Below are 17,010 nucleotides of genomic sequence, written 5' to 3'. Positions count from 1 at the left end.
GGACGAGCTGAAAGTGCCGTGCCTGCACCTGTCGACGGAGTTTAAGCCTGCTGGACGAGCTATATTTTCTGGAAGTGCGCACCCGGTGAAGTTGAAGCGAGTAAGAGTCTGTCGAGTAACTGTTCCTATCTTAAGAAATTGCGGGAAACCACAAAATGTATGCGTAAAACAATACATATTGAGCGGCTCACAAATCGAATCAGTCGAGTCTATTCGATATTTCATACAGAAAACGCGACTTAACCCGGATTCTATAAATGTATTCGAAATATCAAATACACTCTCTGCATGTCTCCATTCATTACAAACTGTTCACCATGAATCGACAGCCTCTAAGAAAGACTTACATTTTCGGTTTAGGGTTTTCCGATCATTGTGGACCGCCCTCGGGCGGCCTTGTTCATTTTCGCGCGGGATATTGCCGGAAGGGAGAAGATTCGGTACACTTGGGAGGAATTTCGACGATGGGAGAGCTTGACCATGAACGCCGCCGCCATGAGGCAGACCCTGGATACGATAGCCGAAATGTTCCCGGACGCCAGATGCGAGCTGAACCATCGGAACCCGTTCGAGCTGGTGATCGCCGTGCTGCTGTCGGCGCAATGCACGGACGAAACGGTGAACAAGGTCACGGCTGCGCTGTTCGAGAAATATAGAACCCCGCAGGACTACTTGAGCGTGCCATTGGAAGAGCTGGAGAACGACATCCGCCGGATCGGCCTGTTCCGCAACAAAGCGGCGAACATCCAGAAGCTGTGCCGGATCCTGCTCGACAAGCACGGGGGGGAAGTCCCGCGCGAGCACGAGGCGCTGACGGAATTGCCCGGCGTGGGGCGCAAAACGGCCAACGTGGTCGTGTCCAACGCGTTCGACGTACCCGCGATCGCCGTGGATACGCATGTGGAGCGGGTTTCGAAGCGGCTCGGCGTCGCCAAGCCGGACGACTCGGTGCTGGAAGTGGAGAAGAAGCTGATGAAGCTCGTTCCCCGCGACGAATGGACGATCACGCACCACCGGCTCATTTTTTTCGGAAGGTACCATTGCAAAGCCCAAAATCCGAAGTGCGACGTCTGCCCGCTGCTGGACCGGTGCAAGGAAGGAAAAGCACGGATGAAAGAGGCGCTCCGCAAGACACCGGCGAAAAAGACGAAGAGGAGCGCTGCGAATTGAACCGACCCCAAGAAACGGCTGCAACGGCTGAACGAACCGAATCGATCGAGCTTGAAAAATTGCGCGAGGCCATCATTCGGATGTCCGAATTTACGCAAACGGAGGGGGATCCGGAGCAAGGCGGCAAATATCGGGAGCTGGCCGGCAAGCTGGAGAAGGGGCTGCTCACGGTGGCGTTCTGCGGCCATTTCTCGGCGGGCAAATCGACGCTGGTCAACGCGCTGTGCGGCGCGAACCTGCTGCCGTCCTCGCCGATTCCGACGTCGGCGAACGTGGTCACCGTCCGGAACGGAAGCCCTTCCGCGAGGATGGTTTTCCGCGGCAATGACGGCTCCCGGTCGGAGGAACGCGAGATTCCGACCTCCGAGCTGCACGATTTCGCCGTCGACGGCGAAGGCGTCGCTTCCATAGAGGTGACGTATCCGATCCCGCTGCTTGGCGATCGGATGGCGATCGTGGATACGCCGGGGGTCGACTCCACCGACTCCGCCCATCGGGCGGCGACGGAATCCGCCCTCCATCTCGCGGACGTCGTGTTCTACGTGACGGATTACAACCATGTGCTGTCCGACGTCAACTTCCGATTCCTGCGGGCACTTTCGGAGTGGGGCAAGCCGGTCTACGTCATCGTGAATCAAATCGACAAGCACCGGGAGTCGGAAGTCTCTTTCGCCTCGTTCCGGGAAGGGATCGTGCAGGCGATGGAGGCTTGGAAAATCCAGCCCGTCGGACTGCTGTTCCTATCGCTTCGAGAACCCGCCCATCCGCTGTCCCAATGGGAGGAGCTGCAGTCGGTGATGACCCGCCTGCAGCCGCTGAGAGCGGAGCTGATGATCCGATCGGCGGAACGGTCGGCACGCTACTTGGCGGACCGGTTTCTCGAAACGCTGCAAGCCCGGCAACACGAGGAGAAGGAGCGGCTGCTCGAACGCATGGGCGTTCGCGGCGGGGAAGGCGCGGAGACATTGGAAACGCGGCGTGCGAGGCTCGAGGCCGAAGTTGAGGCGTTCCGGTCGGCGCCGGCGGCGCGGCGGGAAGTCCTGCGGTCCGAGCTGGACCGGCTGCTCGCGAACGCGAATTTGACTCCGGCGGAGACGCGGGACAAGGCGGCGGACGTGCTCGCGAGCCTGCAGCCCGGCTTCAAGGCCGGCTGGTTCGCCGGGGCCTCGAAGACGGAAGCCGAGCGGGAACGGCGGCTCGCCGCATTGGCTGACGATTTCAACCGCCAAATCTCCGCCCACCTGAGCGGACATGTCCGGGAGCTGCTGCGCCGCGCGGCTCGGGAGGCCGGCTGGGACGGGGCGGAGATGGAAGCCTCGTTGGCATCGGCGTTCGCGCCGGTCACGGCCGAATGGCTGCGCAGCCGGGTGAAGCCCGGCATGGGCGCGGACGGTCAGGCGACGCTGCATTATGCGGCGGAGCTGAGCGCGGACGTCAAAGGCGATTACCGGAAAGCCGCTTTGGCGTGGAACGAACGTTTGGAGGAGCGGAAGACGCCGGAACGAGAGCGCGAGGAGCGGCGGCTCGAAGGCGAACTGGCCGATCTGCGCGGGCGCGAAACGGCCGCCAAGGCCCTCGCGGAACTGGAGGCGGCCGAACGGACGCAGAGGGATCGTCTGCTTGAACGGCTGCCTGACGGCATCGGAGCGAAGGAGCTCGGGCTGCCCGTTCCCGAAGCCGCCATGATGCCGGAAGAGTTACCCGCGGATCCGGGGGAAGCGCGCCCGGATCCGAAGCAGTCGGGCGAGGCGGCAGAAACGGATCCGGCGAAGGCGGCGCCCGTGCCGATCGTCGAGCCCGATCTGCCCCTTGGCATGTCCGGCGCCGCAGCCGGATGGCTGGAACGGGCGGCGAAGGTGCTGGCGAAGGTGCCGGCGCTGGCCAAAACCGCGGACGGCCTGTCCGCGAAAGCGGCCCGTTACCGGGATCGCCGGTTCACGATCGCGCTGTTCGGGGCGTTCAGCGCCGGCAAGTCGTCCTTCGCCAACGCGCTGGTCGGACGGCCCGCGCTGCCGGTTTCGCCGAATCCGACGACGGCGACGATCAACCGGATCGTCGCGCCGACCGCGGAGCATCCGGACGGTACCGCCTGGATCACGATGAAAACGAAGGCGTCCCTGCTCGGGGACATCCGGCAATCGCTCAAGCGATTGGGGATCCCCGCGGCTCAGATCGGGCAAGCCGGCGATGACGCGAAGAACCTGCTGGCGCTGGCGTCCCGTCTGCCCGCGGAAGAGGTGCATCCGCGAGGCAAACCCCATCTCGCCTTCTTGAAAGCCGCCTCGGAAGGGTGGCAGACCTACGCCGGCCGGCTCGATACGAGTTTTATGGCATCGGGAGAGGATTACCGCCGGTATGCCGCGGACGAGCAAGCTTCCTGCTTCGTCGCGGAGATCGACCTGGCCGTGGACGCTCCCCTGACGAGGGGAGGCGCGGTGCTCGTCGATACGCCCGGCGCGGATTCGATCAACGCGCGCCATACCGGCGTCGCGTTCGAATATATCAAAAACGCCGACGCCGTCCTGTTCGTCACCTATTACAACCACGCGTTCACGGAGGCGGACCGGCAGTTTCTGAACCAGCTCGGAAGCGTCAAGGACGTCTTCGAGCTCGACAAAATGTTTTTCCTGATCAACGCGGCCGACCTCGCCTCCTCGGACAGCGAGCTTGCGGCCGTGAAGGAGCATGTGGCCTCGCAGCTGCTGAAGCATGGCATTCGCCATCCGCGGCTGTTCGCCGTTTCCAGCCTGAACGGCTTGCAAGCCAAGCAGGCAGGCGACCGGGAGGCGCTCGAAATCTCCGGCCTTGCCGCATTCGAGGCTTCGTTCCGCGCGTTCGCCGGACAGGAGCTCGGCGACCTCGCCGCCGCTTCGGCGCGCAAGGAGCTGGAGCGGGCAGGCAGGCAGCTCGACAGCTGGCTGCATTCCGTTTCCGCGGATGCGGCGAGCCGGGCGGCGGAAGCCGAGCGTCTGTTCGCGCAAGCGCGCGCGTGGCGGGAGCAAGGGACGGCGAACGACGCAGCAGCGGCGGTCCATCCTCTGCTGCAGGAGATCTCGGAGCAGCTGTATCATTTGCGCCAGCGGGTCTTCTACCGGTTCAACGAGCATTTCCAATCGGCTTTTCATCCTTCTGTGCTTCAGGACGACGGACGGGATTTGAAGAAGCTGCTGACCGCTTGCTGGGAAGATCTGAGGCGCGGCGTCGGGGAAGACCTGCAGCAGGAGCTCCGCTCGGCCGGCCTGCGGATCGAAATCGCCCTTCAGCGGACTGTCGATTCCAAAATGGCCGAAGCCGCATCCGCGCTCGCCGCCGCCGGGTTCTCCGCAGAGCCGTCTGCCCGGCCCGAGATCGGGTTCCCAGCGGAGGATCCTTTGGCGAGCGGACCGGACATGGAGGCCAAACGGTTGTGGCAACTCTTCAAGTCCCCCAAGCATTTCTTCGAAAACGACGGGAAACTCATTTTGCGGGATACGGCTTCGGAGCTTCTGTTCCGGACCGCCGACGATTCGCTCGCCCGCCTGCGCGAACGATGGGACGCGCTGGCCGCGGAGACTTGCCGCGGTACCCTTCGGCACGCGTACGCCGAACTTGCCGGCGAGCTCGAGGCTTACGCCGGCAGTTTGGGCGAGTCGGGGATGACGGATGGCTTGGCGTCCCCCGAAGACATTCGCGCATTATGGCAGCAAGTCGCGCGGGAAGCGGAAGCCGAATAAACCGTTAAGGCAGGGAATGATAAGTTCAGTTTGATTGAAAAAAGCTTCTTTATGACCCTTCAGGGCGTCAAAAGAAGCTTTTTTCTCGTTCAGGGTCCGCCATGCTGCGTTATCGATTCGAAATGCCGGGAAAGGGCACCATTTTCGACCATTTCGGAGATATCCCGGTATCCTGCCGCGGTAAATCCGGCAGGTTCCGCTTCAGTCTGCCATATAGGCCCAGAATGAAATTGCAGCTCCCACCAAATCGGGTTAAACTTCCGTGGTAACCAAATGAAGGAGGTCTGATTTTGGACATCTTCCGAGGGTTGAAAGCCTACTACTGGCAAGACAAACCGTTTTTGCTCGGTTCCGTATTGGGACTGGCGGCGGCGACGGCGCTTGGACTGATCTATCCGCTGCTGCTCCGCAGGCTGATCGACGACATGATCGTTCCCGGCAAGTACGATGGCGTGCTCGCCCTCGCGCTTCTCGCGGTAGGGATCGTCGTGATCAAGGCCGGTTGCCAATACGTTCACGGGTTCTGCGGAGGCAGGCTGGGGAACCGTTTGGCCTATCGGCTGCGCAACGGATGCTATTCCAAGCTTCAGGAGCTCAGCTTTTCTTTCTACGACACGGCGCGCACGGGCGACTTGATGTCCCGTTTGACCGCCGACATCGAGGGGATCCGGAACTTCATCGGCTTCGGCATGGCCCAGTTGATGAACACCGCGTTCCTCGTGCTGTTCGGCTTCTCCGTCATGTTCTTCCTCGATTGGCAGCTCACGCTGATCACGTTGTCCGTCATCCCGGTGCTCGGATACGTCGCGATCCGGTTCGAGCAGCAGATCCATCCGGTGTTCCGCGCCATCCGTTCGGCGGTCGGCCGGCTGACGGTCAGCGTCCAGGAGAACGTCACGGGGGTGCGCACGGTCAAATCGTTCGCCCGCGAACCGTTCGAGGTGAAGAAATTTTCCGGCAATAACGAGGAATACCGCGAAAAGCACCTCGAGATCGCGGGCGTGTGGGCGAAGTATTTTCCGGTCATGGAGTTCATCGCGAACTTCAGCGTCGCGTTGCTCCTTCTGGTCGGCGGCTGGCGGGTCATCGCGGGACATTTGACGCTCGGCGATCTCGTCGCCATGTCGAGCATGCTTGCCATCATCGTGGCGCCGCTGTGGACGCTCGGCTTCCAAATCAACGGATACACGATGTCCAAAGCCGCGGGGGAGCGTCTGCTCGAGCTGCTGAACCAGCCGATCGCGGTGCGCAACTCCGAGCATTGCCTCGTTCTGGAGGACGGGTCGACAGGCGGCCATCTCCGTTACGATGACGTTCATTTCCGCTACGGCTCCCGCGACGACCAGCCGGCCGCGCTGACCGGCTTCGATCTCGACGTGCCCCCGGGCTCCGTCATCGGCCTCCTGGGAGGAACCGGCTCCGGCAAATCGACGGCCGTGAATCTGCTGCTGCGGGCGTACGATGTGACCGAAGGCGCGATCACGCTGGACGGCGTCGATATCCGGCATATCGAGCTCGAGAGCCTGCGCCGCCATATGGCGATCGTGTTCCAGGAATCGTTCCTGTTCTCCACGACGATCAAGGAAAACATCGCATACGGCTGCCCGGACGCGACGATGGAGGATATCGAAGAGGCGGCGAGGCTGGCCAAGGCGGACGATTTCATCCGCGAGCTCCCGCAAGGCTACGAGACGGTCGTCGGCGAACGGGGCATGGGGCTGTCGGGCGGCCAGAAGCAGCGGATCGCCATCGCCCGGGCGTTTCTGCGAAAGCCGAAAGTGCTGATCCTCGACGACTCGACCAGCGCGCTCGACATGGAGACGGAGCAGGAAATCCAGCAGTCGCTGAGGGAAGTGATGAAGGGGCGGACGACGTTCATCATCGCGCACCGGATCTCCTCGCTCATGCACGCGGACGAAATCGTCGTGCTGGACCGCGGGCATATCGTGCAGCGCGGGCGGCATGACAAGCTGCTGCGTCAGCCGGGACTGTACCGGGAAACGTATAAAATCCAGTTCGCGGACCGTCCGGAGCAGCTGGACTCGTATGCGCTCGATTCCGTATCCGTGCTGGGAAGGAAGGTGACGGGATGAGCCGGAAATTCGTTTACCAGGATGACGAGCTGATCATGAAGCCGTTTAACTGGAAGCAGATGGCCCGCCTGTTCGATTTCATCCGGCCGTATCGGCTTGAGGTGGCCAAGGTCGCGGTGGTCATGACGGTGTTCGGCATGATGACGCGTCTCGCGATTCCGCTGCTGATGGGCACCGCGATCGACCGGGCGATCAAACCCGGGTCCGGGGAAGGAAACGTGCCGCTGCTCTTCGCGATCGCGGGCGCCATGCTGGCGCTGTACGGCCTCCGGTGGTGGTCGACGCACTACACGATCAACTTGACGAACCGGGTCGGGCAGAAGGTTATTTTCGACCTCCGATCGGCGCTGTTCCGCCATATCCAATCGCTGTCGTTCCGTTTCTACGACAAGCGCCCGGCGGGCTCCGTGCTCGTCCGGGTGACGAACGACGTCAACTCGCTCCAGGACACGCTTTCGAACGGAATCGTCAACTCGATCATCGACATCCTGCAGCTGATCGGCATCATCGTCATTTTGCTCGCGCTGAACTTCAAGCTGGGACTGGCCGTCATGATTACCGTGCCGATCATGTTCCTCGTTTCCGCTTCGCTCCGGAAGCGGATCCGTCTCGCCTGGCAGGTCGTGCGGATCAAGCAGTCGCGCATCAATTCCCACTTGAACGAGTCGATCCAAGGAATCCGGATCACGCAGGCGTTCGCCCAGGAGAACGAAAACAAACGGTTTTTCGACGGCATGAGCAAGAGCAACATCCGGTCCTGGAATTTCGCCTCTGCCTTGAACCAACTGTTCGGCCCGGTCATCGAAGTCACGTCGGCGATCGGGACCTTGATCCTGCTGTTGTACGGCACCTATTTGCTTCAGAATCACGCCATGACCGTCGGTACGCTCGTCGCTTTCGTCTCCTACGTCGGCAGCTTCTGGGAACCGATCACGCGGCTCGGCATGATGTATTCCCAGCTGCTCATCTCGATGTCGTCGGTGGAACGGATCTTCGAGTACATGGACGAGCAGCCCGCGGTGGCCGAGAAGGAGCAGGCCAAGGCGATGCCTCCGCTGCAAGGCGCGGTGCGCTTCGAGAACGTGTCCTTCGGTTATGAGGCAGACCGGCTCGCGCTGCGCGGCATCCATCTCGACGTGAAGCCGGGCATGTCGATCGCGCTCGTCGGGCACACGGGTTCGGGCAAAAGCACGATCATCAACCTGCTTTGCCGGTTCTACGACGTGACGGAGGGCAGCGTGAAGATGGACGGCGTGGACATCCGGGACGTGACGCTGGGGAGCATCCGCTCGCAAATCGGCATCGTCCTTCAGGATACGTTCATCTTCTCCGGCACGATCCGGGACAACATCCGCTACGGACGCCCCGACGCGACGGACGCGGAAGTCGAAGCGGCGGCAAGATCGGTGCTCGCGCACGATTTCATTACGAAGCTGCCGGACGGCTACGATACGCAAGTGCAGGAACGGGGCAACGCGCTGTCCGTCGGTCAGCGGCAGCTGATCTCCTTCGCGAGGGCACTGCTGGCGGATCCGAAAGTCCTGATTCTAGACGAAGCGACGGCGAGCATCGACACCGAGACGGAGCTGCGCATCCAGGAGGCGCTGAACACGCTTCTGCAGGGCCGCACGTCGTTCATCGTGGCGCACCGGCTGTCCACGATCCGCCACGCCGACAGCATCGTCGTGCTCGATCACGGCGTCATCGTGGAGCAGGGAACCCATGAGGAGCTGATGAAGCGCCCGGGCCATTACCGCAGCCTCGTCGACGCGCAATATCGTTTTTTGACGGCCTAATCCAAATGTGAAATTCTTGCGAGGTCCGTCCGACGTTGATGTCGGGCGGGCTTTTCGATTTGAAAAATAGGACCGGAAAAGTTATCGTGGAGAAAAGCGCTAGTGGAGAAGGATACCGGAATCGAGAGGGAGAGGGAGAGGCGTATGGGATCGACGACGTGGTTATGGCGCGGGCTGGGCACAGCGGCGCTCGCTTGCCTGCTCTTATTGCTGGCCGGCTTCGGCTGGGCGCTGAAGGATCAATGGATGCCCACCGCGGGAATGGCGGTTCCCGAGGCTTCGCCGCCGCCTGCGGCAACCGGGGGGAGCCTGGCGGGGAAGCCGGAAATCCTCATCGCGGCGCTCGGCGATTCCTTGACCGTGGGGACGGGGGACGCGACGGGGAACGGATACGTGAAAACGGCGGCGGAAGCGTTGGCCAAGGCGATGGACAAGCCGGTTCGCGTCGTCAACAACCTTGCGCTCGGGGGCCTTCGGGCCGATCAGCTGCTCGAGAGATTGGACGACACGGGGTTCGTGAACGCGATCCGGCAAGCCGACGTCGTCATGCTGACGATCGGAGGCAACGATCTGTTCCAGTTCGCGACGAACGGAGGCTCGATGGCGCAGGGCAGCGACATCTCTCCGGCTCAGCTGGAAAGCAGGCTGCCGGAGGCGGAGAACCGGCTGCGGGACGTGCTGGCGAAAATTCGGAGCCTGAACGGGACGGCGCGGATCGTCTATGTGGGGCTGTACAATCCGTTCTACGATTTGGAGCGAATCCGGGTTGAGGCCAGCGACATCGTGCAAAGATGGAACGCCTACGCGCACCATCTCGCCGTCGCCGACGGCAACGCCACGGTCGTGGCGACGTACGATCTGTTCGAATCCGACATCGCCCGGTTTCTGTCCTCGGACCATTTTCACCCGAACGAAGCCGGTTACGCGCGCATCGCCGATCGGATCGTGCAGGTTCTGCAGTAAGGGGGAGGAAACGTCCATGTCCACGAATACGCCAAAGGCTCAAGAAACGGTCCTGTCCGTGCAGGGCTTGAAAAAGAGTATCGGCCGCAAGGAGATCATCAAAGGCGTCTCGTTCGACGTCCGCGCGGGAGAGATTTTCGGATTCCTCGGCCCGAACGGTTCCGGCAAAACGACGACGATCCGCATGCTGGTCGACCTGATCAAACCGACATCCGGACGCATTCTGGTGTGCGGCGAAGACGTTAACCGCAACCCGGAGCGGGCGCTCCGCCACGTCGGCTGCATCGTCGAGAATCCGGAAATGTACGGTTATTTGACCGGGTGGGAGAATCTCGAGCATTTCGCCCGGATGCAGGAGGGCATCACCGCCGAGAGGATCGCCGAAGTCGTGGAGATCGTCGGGATGGACCGCCGCATTCACGACAAGGTCAAAACGTATTCGCTCGGCATGCGGCAGCGGCTCGGCATCGCGCAGGCGCTGCTCGGCAAGCCGAAGCTGCTCATTCTCGACGAACCGACGAACGGCCTCGATCCCCTTGGCATCAAGGAGCTGCGTGCATTCATCCGCCGGCTCGCCGACGGGGGCATGAGCCTGTTCATTTCGAGCCATCTGCTGAGCGAAATCCAACTCATGTGCGACCGGGTCGCCATCATCGCGAGAGGCGAAGTGATCGCAGTCGGCGACGTCGACGAGCTCGTCTCGCAAGCGGACACGTATACGGTTTGGCTGCTGGACCGGCCGGAAGCGGGCAAGGCGATGCTCGAAGCCGATCCGGGCGTCCGCCTCATCGGAGAGCACGAACACCGGATCGACGATTCGATTCTCGCGGGAATGCCGGAGGCGATCATCACCGTGATGGAGGAAGACCGGATTGCCGGCACGGTGGCCCGTTTCGTCGGCGCGGGGATCGGTGTGAAGGCGGTCCAGCGGGTTTCCCCGTCGCTGGAGGAGCTATTCCTGGGACTGACGGAGGGTGAGAAAATTGGCTAACCTGCTGGCGCTCGTCCAGAACGAAACGATCAAAGTGTGGAAGAAAAAACGTTTTGCCGTCGTCGTCCTCATTTTGCTGATTCTCATTCCCGTTTTCGTTTACGCCCAAATGAAAATCGCCCAGAACAGCGCGGAAAAATTCAAAGGAGACTGGCGCGCGGAGCTGCAGAACCGGATCACGGACAATACGAGGGCGCTCGGCAGCGACCGGATTCCGGAGGAATGGAAAAAATGGCGCCGGGCTCTCGTGCAGCAGCTGCAGTATTATTTGGACCATGACATCAATCCGCAAACCCCGAACGCCGTCACGTTTACGCGCGGCTTCATGGATAACGCCGTCACGCTGTTCATTCCGCTCATGGTGCTGGCAATCGCATCCGACCTCGTATCGGGCGAGCGGTCGACGGGGACGATCAAAATGCTGCTCACGCGGCCCGTCCGGCGATGGCGGATTCTTTTCTCCAAGCTGGTTACGCTGACGTTATACGTTTCCCTGATCATCGTGTCCACGGTCGTCCTCTGTTATTTGATTTCGGGACTCGTATTCGGATATCGAGGGTGGGGCGAGCCGATCTTCGTCGGGTTCCAAGTGAGCGGGGCCGACGTGAATACCTCCGCCGTTCACGCCATCCCGCAATATTTGTATGTTCTCATGCAGGCCGGCCTCATCTGGTTTGCCTCGATGACGGTGGCGATTCTGGCGCTGATGGTGTCCGTCCTGGTCCGAAGCACGGCAGCCAGCTTCGTCACGATGATGGCGGCGATTATCGCGGGCGCGATCCTGACGAACATGGCTTCGTCCTGGCACAGCGCGAAATACCTGTTCAACGTCAATTTGGAGCTGACCTCCTACCTGCAGGGGACGCCTCCCCCGATCGAAGGCATGACGCTCGGTTTTTCTCTCTGCGTTTTGGGCCTATGGGCGCTTGCCGGGTTGGTCGTTTCGTTTGCCGTCTTTACGAAGCAAGATATCTTGAACTAAAATAGGACGAAGGTAAAGAGAGTGTAAGGAGGTCCCTCGGTGACCGAACAATTGGACCTGTTCGCGGAGAAAGCAGTTCAGCCGGGCACGGAATACGGCGCGGACGACATTCAAATTCTCGAAGGATTAACCGCGGTCCGCAAGCGGCCGGGAATGTATATCGGCAGCACGACTTCGTCGGGGCTGCATCATCTGGTCTGGGAGATCGTCGACAACGCCGTGGACGAGCACCTGGCGAAGTTCTGCTCGCGCATCGACGTGACGGTGCACGCCGACAACTCCGTTACCGTGACGGACAACGGGCGCGGCATTCCGACCGGCATGCACAAGACGGGAATCCCGACGCCTCAGGTCGTATATACGATCCTGCACGCGGGCGGCAAATTCGGCGGCGGCGGCTACAAGAAATCCGGCGGCTTGCACGGCGTCGGGGCGTCCGTCACGAACGCGCTGTCGGAGTGGCTGGAAGTGGAAATTTACCGCGACGGGAAAGTACATAAAATGCGGTTCGAAACTTGGACGGACCCGGACGGCAAAGAGCACGTGGGCGAACCGGTGACGGGGCTCGAGGTGCTGGGCAACACGAACAAGACCGGGACGAAGGTCACGTTCAAGCCGGACCCCAAGGTGTTCCACGGCAACATCAACCTGAGCTACGACACGTTGGCCGAACGCTTGCAGGAGATCGCGTTCCTGAACTCCGGCTTGAAAGTCACCTTGACGGACAAGCGGGCGGGCAAAGAAGACGCTTTCCACTACGAGGGCGGAGCCAGCCAATTCGTGCAATACCTGAACGAAGATAAAACGGTGCTGCACGACGTGATCCATTTTGCCGCGGAGAAGGACGAGATCGAGGTCGAGGTGGCGCTCCAGTACAACGACGGATACACGGAGACGATCGCCTCGTTCGTCAACGCGATTCCGACGCGCGGCGGCGGCACGCACGAAACCGGCTTCAAAACCGCTTACACGCGGGTCATGAACGAGTACGCCCGCAAGACGGGCCAATTGAAGGAAAAAGAGAAGAACCTCGAGGGCAACGACCTGCGCGAGGGCATGATGGCCGTCATCAACATCAAGATGTCGGACGTCGAATTCGTCGGACAGACGAAGGACCAGCTCGGCAGCGCATCGGCCCGCAGCGCCGTTGACGCCGTCGTGGCGGAGAAGATGGCGGTGTTTCTCGAGGAGAATCCCCAGGTCGGGGGCATGCTGATCCGCAAGGCGGTGCAGGCATCCAAAGCCCGCGAAGCCGCCCGCAAAGCCCGCGAGGAGGTGCGCAGCGGCAAGAAGCGGAGCGAGAGCCCGAGCCTCGGCGGCAAGCTGTCTCCCGCGCAGTCGAAGGATTATACGAAGAACGAGCTGTTCATCGTGGAAGGCGATTCGGCGGGCGGATCGGCGAAGCAGGGGCGCGACTCCAAGCATCAGGCGATTTTGCCGCTCAAGGGCAAGCCGATGAACCCGGAGAAGGCGAAGCTTATCGACATCCTCAAGAACGAGGAGTACAAGGCGATCATCTCGGCCATCGGAGCGGGCATCGGCTCGGAGTTCGACGTGGACGAGTGCAACTATTCGAAAATCATCATCATGACCGACGCGGATACGGACGGCGCGCACATCCAGGTGCTGCTGCTGACTTTCTTCTACCGGTATATGAAGCCGCTTATTGACGCCGGGCGCGTCTACATCGCGCAGCCGCCGCTGTACAAGATCACGCGCAAGTCCGGCAAGCTGGAGACCATCCGCTACGCGTGGACGGACGAACAGTTGCAGAGCTATCTGAAGGAGTTCGGCAAAAACGCGGAGCTGCAGCGGTACAAGGGTCTCGGTGAAATGAACCCGGAGCAGCTGTGGGAGACGACGATGAACTACGAAACGCGTACGCTGCTGCAAGTGCAGATCGAGGACGCGGCCAAGGCGGAGCGGCGGGTGTCCACGCTGATGGGCGATAAAGTCGATCCCCGCAAGCGGTGGATCATCGAGAACGTGGACTTCACGGAGTTCGAGGAGTGAGTGGTCGCCAACCCCTAAGTCCTCCATCGAGGGTCGCCAACCCCTAAGTCCCCCATCGAGGGTCGCCAACCCCCCAAGTCCCCCTTCCCCGGAAGGGGGATCCGAGGCGCTGCGCCCTCTGGACTCCCGCATGGGCACCTTCGGGGGCGTGGATGGGGAAGTTGCGGATGGCGGGACGAAGGGCGGCAACAGGTTGGTCAGGGAGATAACGGAACTTCGTTCCGTTATATTGCCGAAAACAAGCTTGCTGGCCTAAATAAGGGAACCAAGTTCCGCTTTTATGCCCGAAAACCGCTCGATGCGTCGAAATAACGGAACTCCGTTCCGCTATTTGCGAGCGCACGTGAGCGGAAATCGTGACTTGTGGGGACGATATTTCGGCGATTGAGCGCACGTGAGTGGAAGTAGTGACTAATGGAGACGTTATTTCGGCGATTGAGCGCATGTGAGTGAAAATAGTGACTTATGGAGACGTTAGATCGCAATAATGCGTATGGAAACGTGACTTAGGCAACACTCCGGTTCGAATGAATTGTCGCGAGGAGGAAGCAGCATTTGAGCATTCTTGAGAATTTCCTGCCGGCGTATCTCGAAGAGGTCGTGGGGGACCGGTTCGGGCGCTATTCCAAATACATCATCCAGGACCGGGCCATTCCCGACGTGCGGGACGGGCTGAAGCCGGTTCAGCGGCGGATTCTGTACGCGATGTACGATGCCGGCAACACGCCGGACAAGCCGTACCGCAAATCGGCCAAAACGGTCGGGGACGTCATGGGGAACTACCATCCGCACGGAGACTCTTCGATATACGAAGGCATGGTGCGGATGGCGCAGCCTTGGAAAATGGCCCATCCGCTGATCGACGGCCACGGCAACTGGGGATCGATGGACGACGATCCGGCCGCAGCCATGCGCTATACGGAAGCGCGCCTGTCCCCGATCGCGATGGAATTGCTGCGGGATATCGAGAAACGCACGGTGCTGTTCAAGGACAACTTTGACAACTCGACCAAGGAGCCGGTCGTGCTGCCTTCGAGGTACCCGAACCTGCTGGTGAACGGGGTCAGCGGGATATCTTCCGGATTCGCGACCGAGATTCCGACGCACAACTTGCGGGAAATCATCGACGCCTGCATCGCGGTCATGAACAACCCGAATCTGACCGTTCAGGATCTCATGGGAATCGTCAAAGGCCCCGATTTCCCGACGGGCGGCATCATCATGGGTGAAGAGGGCATCCGGGAGGCCTACGAGACAGGCAAGGGCCGGATCTATATTCGCGCCCAAACGGCGATCGAAGACATGAGGGGCGGCAAGCAGCAGATCGTCATCACCCAGATTCCGTATCAAGTCGTGAAATCCAAACTGGTCGTCGCCATCGACAATTTACGGCTCGAGAAAAAGGTGGACGGCATCGCGGAAGTTCGGGACGAGAGCGGCCGCCAAGGCTTGCGGATCGTCGTCGAGCTCAAGAAGGACGCGGACGCCGAAGGGATTCTCGCTTTCCTGTTCAAGAAAACCGATCTCCAAGTCGCCTACAACTTCAACATGGTGGCGATCGTCAATAAGGCGCCCCGCCAGCTCGGAATCAAAGCGATGCTGGAAGCGTACATCGAGCATCAGAAAGAAGTCGTCACCCACCGCACGCGGTACGACCTGGAGAAAGCGGAGGATCGGGCCCATGTGCTCGAAGGCCTCGTCAAAGCGCTGAACATCCTGGACGCGGTCATCGAGACGATCCGGGCTTCGAAGAACCGGCAGAACGCGCAGGACAATCTGGTTCAGAAGTTCGGCTTCTCCGAGCGCCAATCGGACGCGATCCTGACGCTTCAGCTGTACCGGTTGACCAATCTCGAGATCACGCAGCTGCAGAAAGAATTGGACGAAACGAACAAGAAAATCTCCCAGCTCAGGGCCATTCTGGAGAGTCCCCGCAAACTGCTCAAGGTGATCCAGGACGAACTGACGGAAATCCGCGACAAATACGGCATCGACCGGCGTTCCTCCATTCAGGGCGAAGTGGAAGAGATCAAGGTGAACCTGGAAGTGACGGTACCCGCCGAAGACGTGCTCGTGTCGATCAGCCGCGGCGGATACGTGAAGCGCACGAGCCTGCTATCGTTTACGCGTTCCGGGGGCGAGCTGGGCAGCGCGGGCGTGAAGGAAGGCGACGTCATCCGTTGGAGCCTGGGCGTCAGCACCGTGGATCCGCTTCTGCTGTTCACGCAGAAGGGACAATATTTCCTGCTCCCGGTGCACCAGATTCCCGAGTTTAAGTGGAAGGATACCGGAACGGCGATCGTCAACGTGCTTCCGCTTTCCAAGGACGATAGAATCGTTTCCGTCGTACCGGTGAAACCGTCCGAGCTTGTCCCGCCGGAAGGGGCGGCGGATCACGGTCCCGTGCTCGTCTTCGTGACGAAACGCGGACAGGTGAAGCGCACGCCTCTCGCGGAATACGCGACGAACCGGAACATGGCCATCGCCGCCTGCAAAGTCGCGGACGGAGACGAAGTGCTCAAGGTTTTCCGTTCCGACGCGCCGGAAGATTTGCTCCTCGTGTCGGAACAAGGGATGGGCATCCGGTTCGCGGAGAACGAAGTCAGCCTGCAAGGCCGGGTGGCGGGCGGCGTCCGCGGCATCACCCTGAAGGAGGGCGACATCCTTGCGGACGCGATCCCCGTGTCCGGAGACGAAGGGGAAATACTCGTCCTCACCGACCTCGGTTACGCCAAGCGCACCCTGCTTCTCGATTATCCGTTGCAAGGGCGCGGGGGCAAAGGCATCCAAACGTTCGAATTCAAGGAAGGCAAGCGGGTCAAGCCGAACGGTACCCGCCTGATCGCGGCATTCCACGTGAAAGAAGCCATCACCCTGCTCACGGTGACGGCGGCGGGGAATCAAACGTCGGAGTTCCTGTCCGAATCGGCCCCGATCGACGATCGACGTTCCCAGGGCAAGGCGGTTGTGCAAGCGGACCGCACGGATACGATCGCGGAAGCGTTCGTGAAACCGCTGCAAAGCCCTGAACGCTAGGTTCAGTCGAACGGTCCGTCCTGCGGATCCGTCCGGTCGATCCACCGCAGCAGCATATCCAATACGACCCAAAGCGGCACCGGTTCCTCAAGCCGGTTCATCCACTGTGGGTCTTCGATTAATCCGGCATCCCGGGCCATTTGGCCGATCATTCGGATTCGTTCCTCAGTCATCGACATGGGGCGCCTCCTTGCTGGACATCTACGCGTTTCACCATGTTCTGCCACCAGTATATGTGATAGGCTGTCGCCTG

10 protein-coding genes are annotated in these 17,010 nt (G+C 60.9%); 9 read left to right on the top strand and 1 reads right to left on the bottom strand.

What is annotated here, in order from left to right; genetic code table 11:
• Positions 1–480 precede the first annotated feature (480 nt).
• The 9 genes from nth (at position 481) to gyrA (ending at position 16,757) form a co-directional block, all read left to right on the top strand.
• Positions 481–1,170 (top strand): endonuclease III, encoded by a 690-nt coding sequence (gene nth, locus GE107_RS10960; protein ID WP_219639874.1) that lies wholly within the window; start codon positions 481–483, stop codon positions 1,168–1,170.
• Positions 1,167–4,883: a dynamin family protein gene (locus GE107_RS10955; RefSeq protein WP_219639873.1), complete on the top strand. Its 3,717-nt coding sequence runs from the start codon at positions 1,167–1,169 to the stop codon at positions 4,881–4,883. Before nth ends, GE107_RS10955 begins: the two co-directional genes overlap by 4 nt.
• Before the next feature lie 290 nt (positions 4,884–5,173).
• Positions 5,174–6,976, top strand: a complete 1,803-nt coding sequence (locus tag GE107_RS10950) for an ABC transporter ATP-binding protein (protein WP_219639872.1) — start codon at positions 5,174–5,176, stop codon at positions 6,974–6,976.
• Complete coding sequence (locus tag GE107_RS10945; protein WP_219639871.1) at positions 6,973–8,772, top strand: ABC transporter ATP-binding protein; 1,800 nt, start codon at positions 6,973–6,975, stop codon at positions 8,770–8,772. The genes GE107_RS10950 and GE107_RS10945 overlap by 4 nt, the downstream gene beginning before the upstream one ends.
• Before the next feature lie 102 nt (positions 8,773–8,874).
• Complete coding sequence (locus GE107_RS10940) at positions 8,875–9,735, top strand: GDSL-type esterase/lipase family protein (protein WP_219639870.1); 861 nt, start codon at positions 8,875–8,877, stop codon at positions 9,733–9,735.
• Between the two features lie 16 nt (positions 9,736–9,751).
• Positions 9,752–10,726: an ABC transporter ATP-binding protein gene (locus tag GE107_RS10935; protein ID WP_219639869.1), complete on the top strand. Its 975-nt coding sequence runs from the start codon at positions 9,752–9,754 to the stop codon at positions 10,724–10,726.
• Positions 10,719–11,708 (top strand): ABC transporter permease, encoded by a 990-nt coding sequence (locus GE107_RS10930; RefSeq protein ID WP_219639868.1) that lies wholly within the window; start codon positions 10,719–10,721, stop codon positions 11,706–11,708. Before GE107_RS10935 ends, GE107_RS10930 begins: the two co-directional genes overlap by 8 nt.
• A gap of 39 nt (positions 11,709–11,747) precedes the next feature.
• The gene (parE, locus tag GE107_RS10925) at positions 11,748–13,721 is read left to right on the top strand and encodes a DNA topoisomerase IV subunit B (RefSeq protein ID WP_219639867.1); all 1,974 of its coding nucleotides are present in this window, start codon (positions 11,748–11,750) and stop codon (positions 13,719–13,721) included.
• Between the two features lie 555 nt (positions 13,722–14,276).
• The gene (gene gyrA / locus GE107_RS10920; RefSeq protein WP_219639866.1) at positions 14,277–16,757 is read left to right on the top strand and encodes a DNA gyrase subunit A; all 2,481 of its coding nucleotides are present in this window, start codon (positions 14,277–14,279) and stop codon (positions 16,755–16,757) included.
• Positions 16,758–16,759: 2 nt separating this feature from the next.
• Here gyrA and GE107_RS10915 read toward each other — a convergent pair whose 3' ends face one another.
• The gene (locus GE107_RS10915) at positions 16,760–16,936 is read right to left on the bottom strand and encodes a hypothetical protein (protein WP_219639865.1); all 177 of its coding nucleotides are present in this window, start codon (positions 16,934–16,936) and stop codon (positions 16,760–16,762) included.
• Positions 16,937–17,010: the final 74 nt, after the last annotated feature.

Origin of the sequence: Cohnella sp. CFH 77786 (assembly GCF_019400745.1) — a bacterium.
In the GTDB taxonomy this organism is placed as follows: domain Bacteria; phylum Bacillota; class Bacilli; order Paenibacillales; family Paenibacillaceae; genus Cohnella.
The sequence above is the reverse complement of the archived record's forward strand: the minus strand, read 5'-3'. Positions and strand labels throughout refer to the sequence as shown.

Coding starts and splice junctions, on each gene's coding strand:
- nth (WP_219639874.1), top strand. CDS start 481: ATGAACGCCGCCGCCATGAGGCAGACCCTGGATACGATAGCCGAAATG.
- GE107_RS10945 (WP_219639871.1), top strand. CDS start 6,973: ATGAGCCGGAAATTCGTTTACCAGGATGACGAGCTGATCATGAAGCCG.
- GE107_RS10915 (WP_219639865.1), bottom strand. CDS start 16,936: ATGTCGATGACTGAGGAACGAATCCGAATGATCGGCCAAATGGCCCGG.
- GE107_RS10935 (WP_219639869.1), top strand. CDS start 9,752: ATGTCCACGAATACGCCAAAGGCTCAAGAAACGGTCCTGTCCGTGCAG.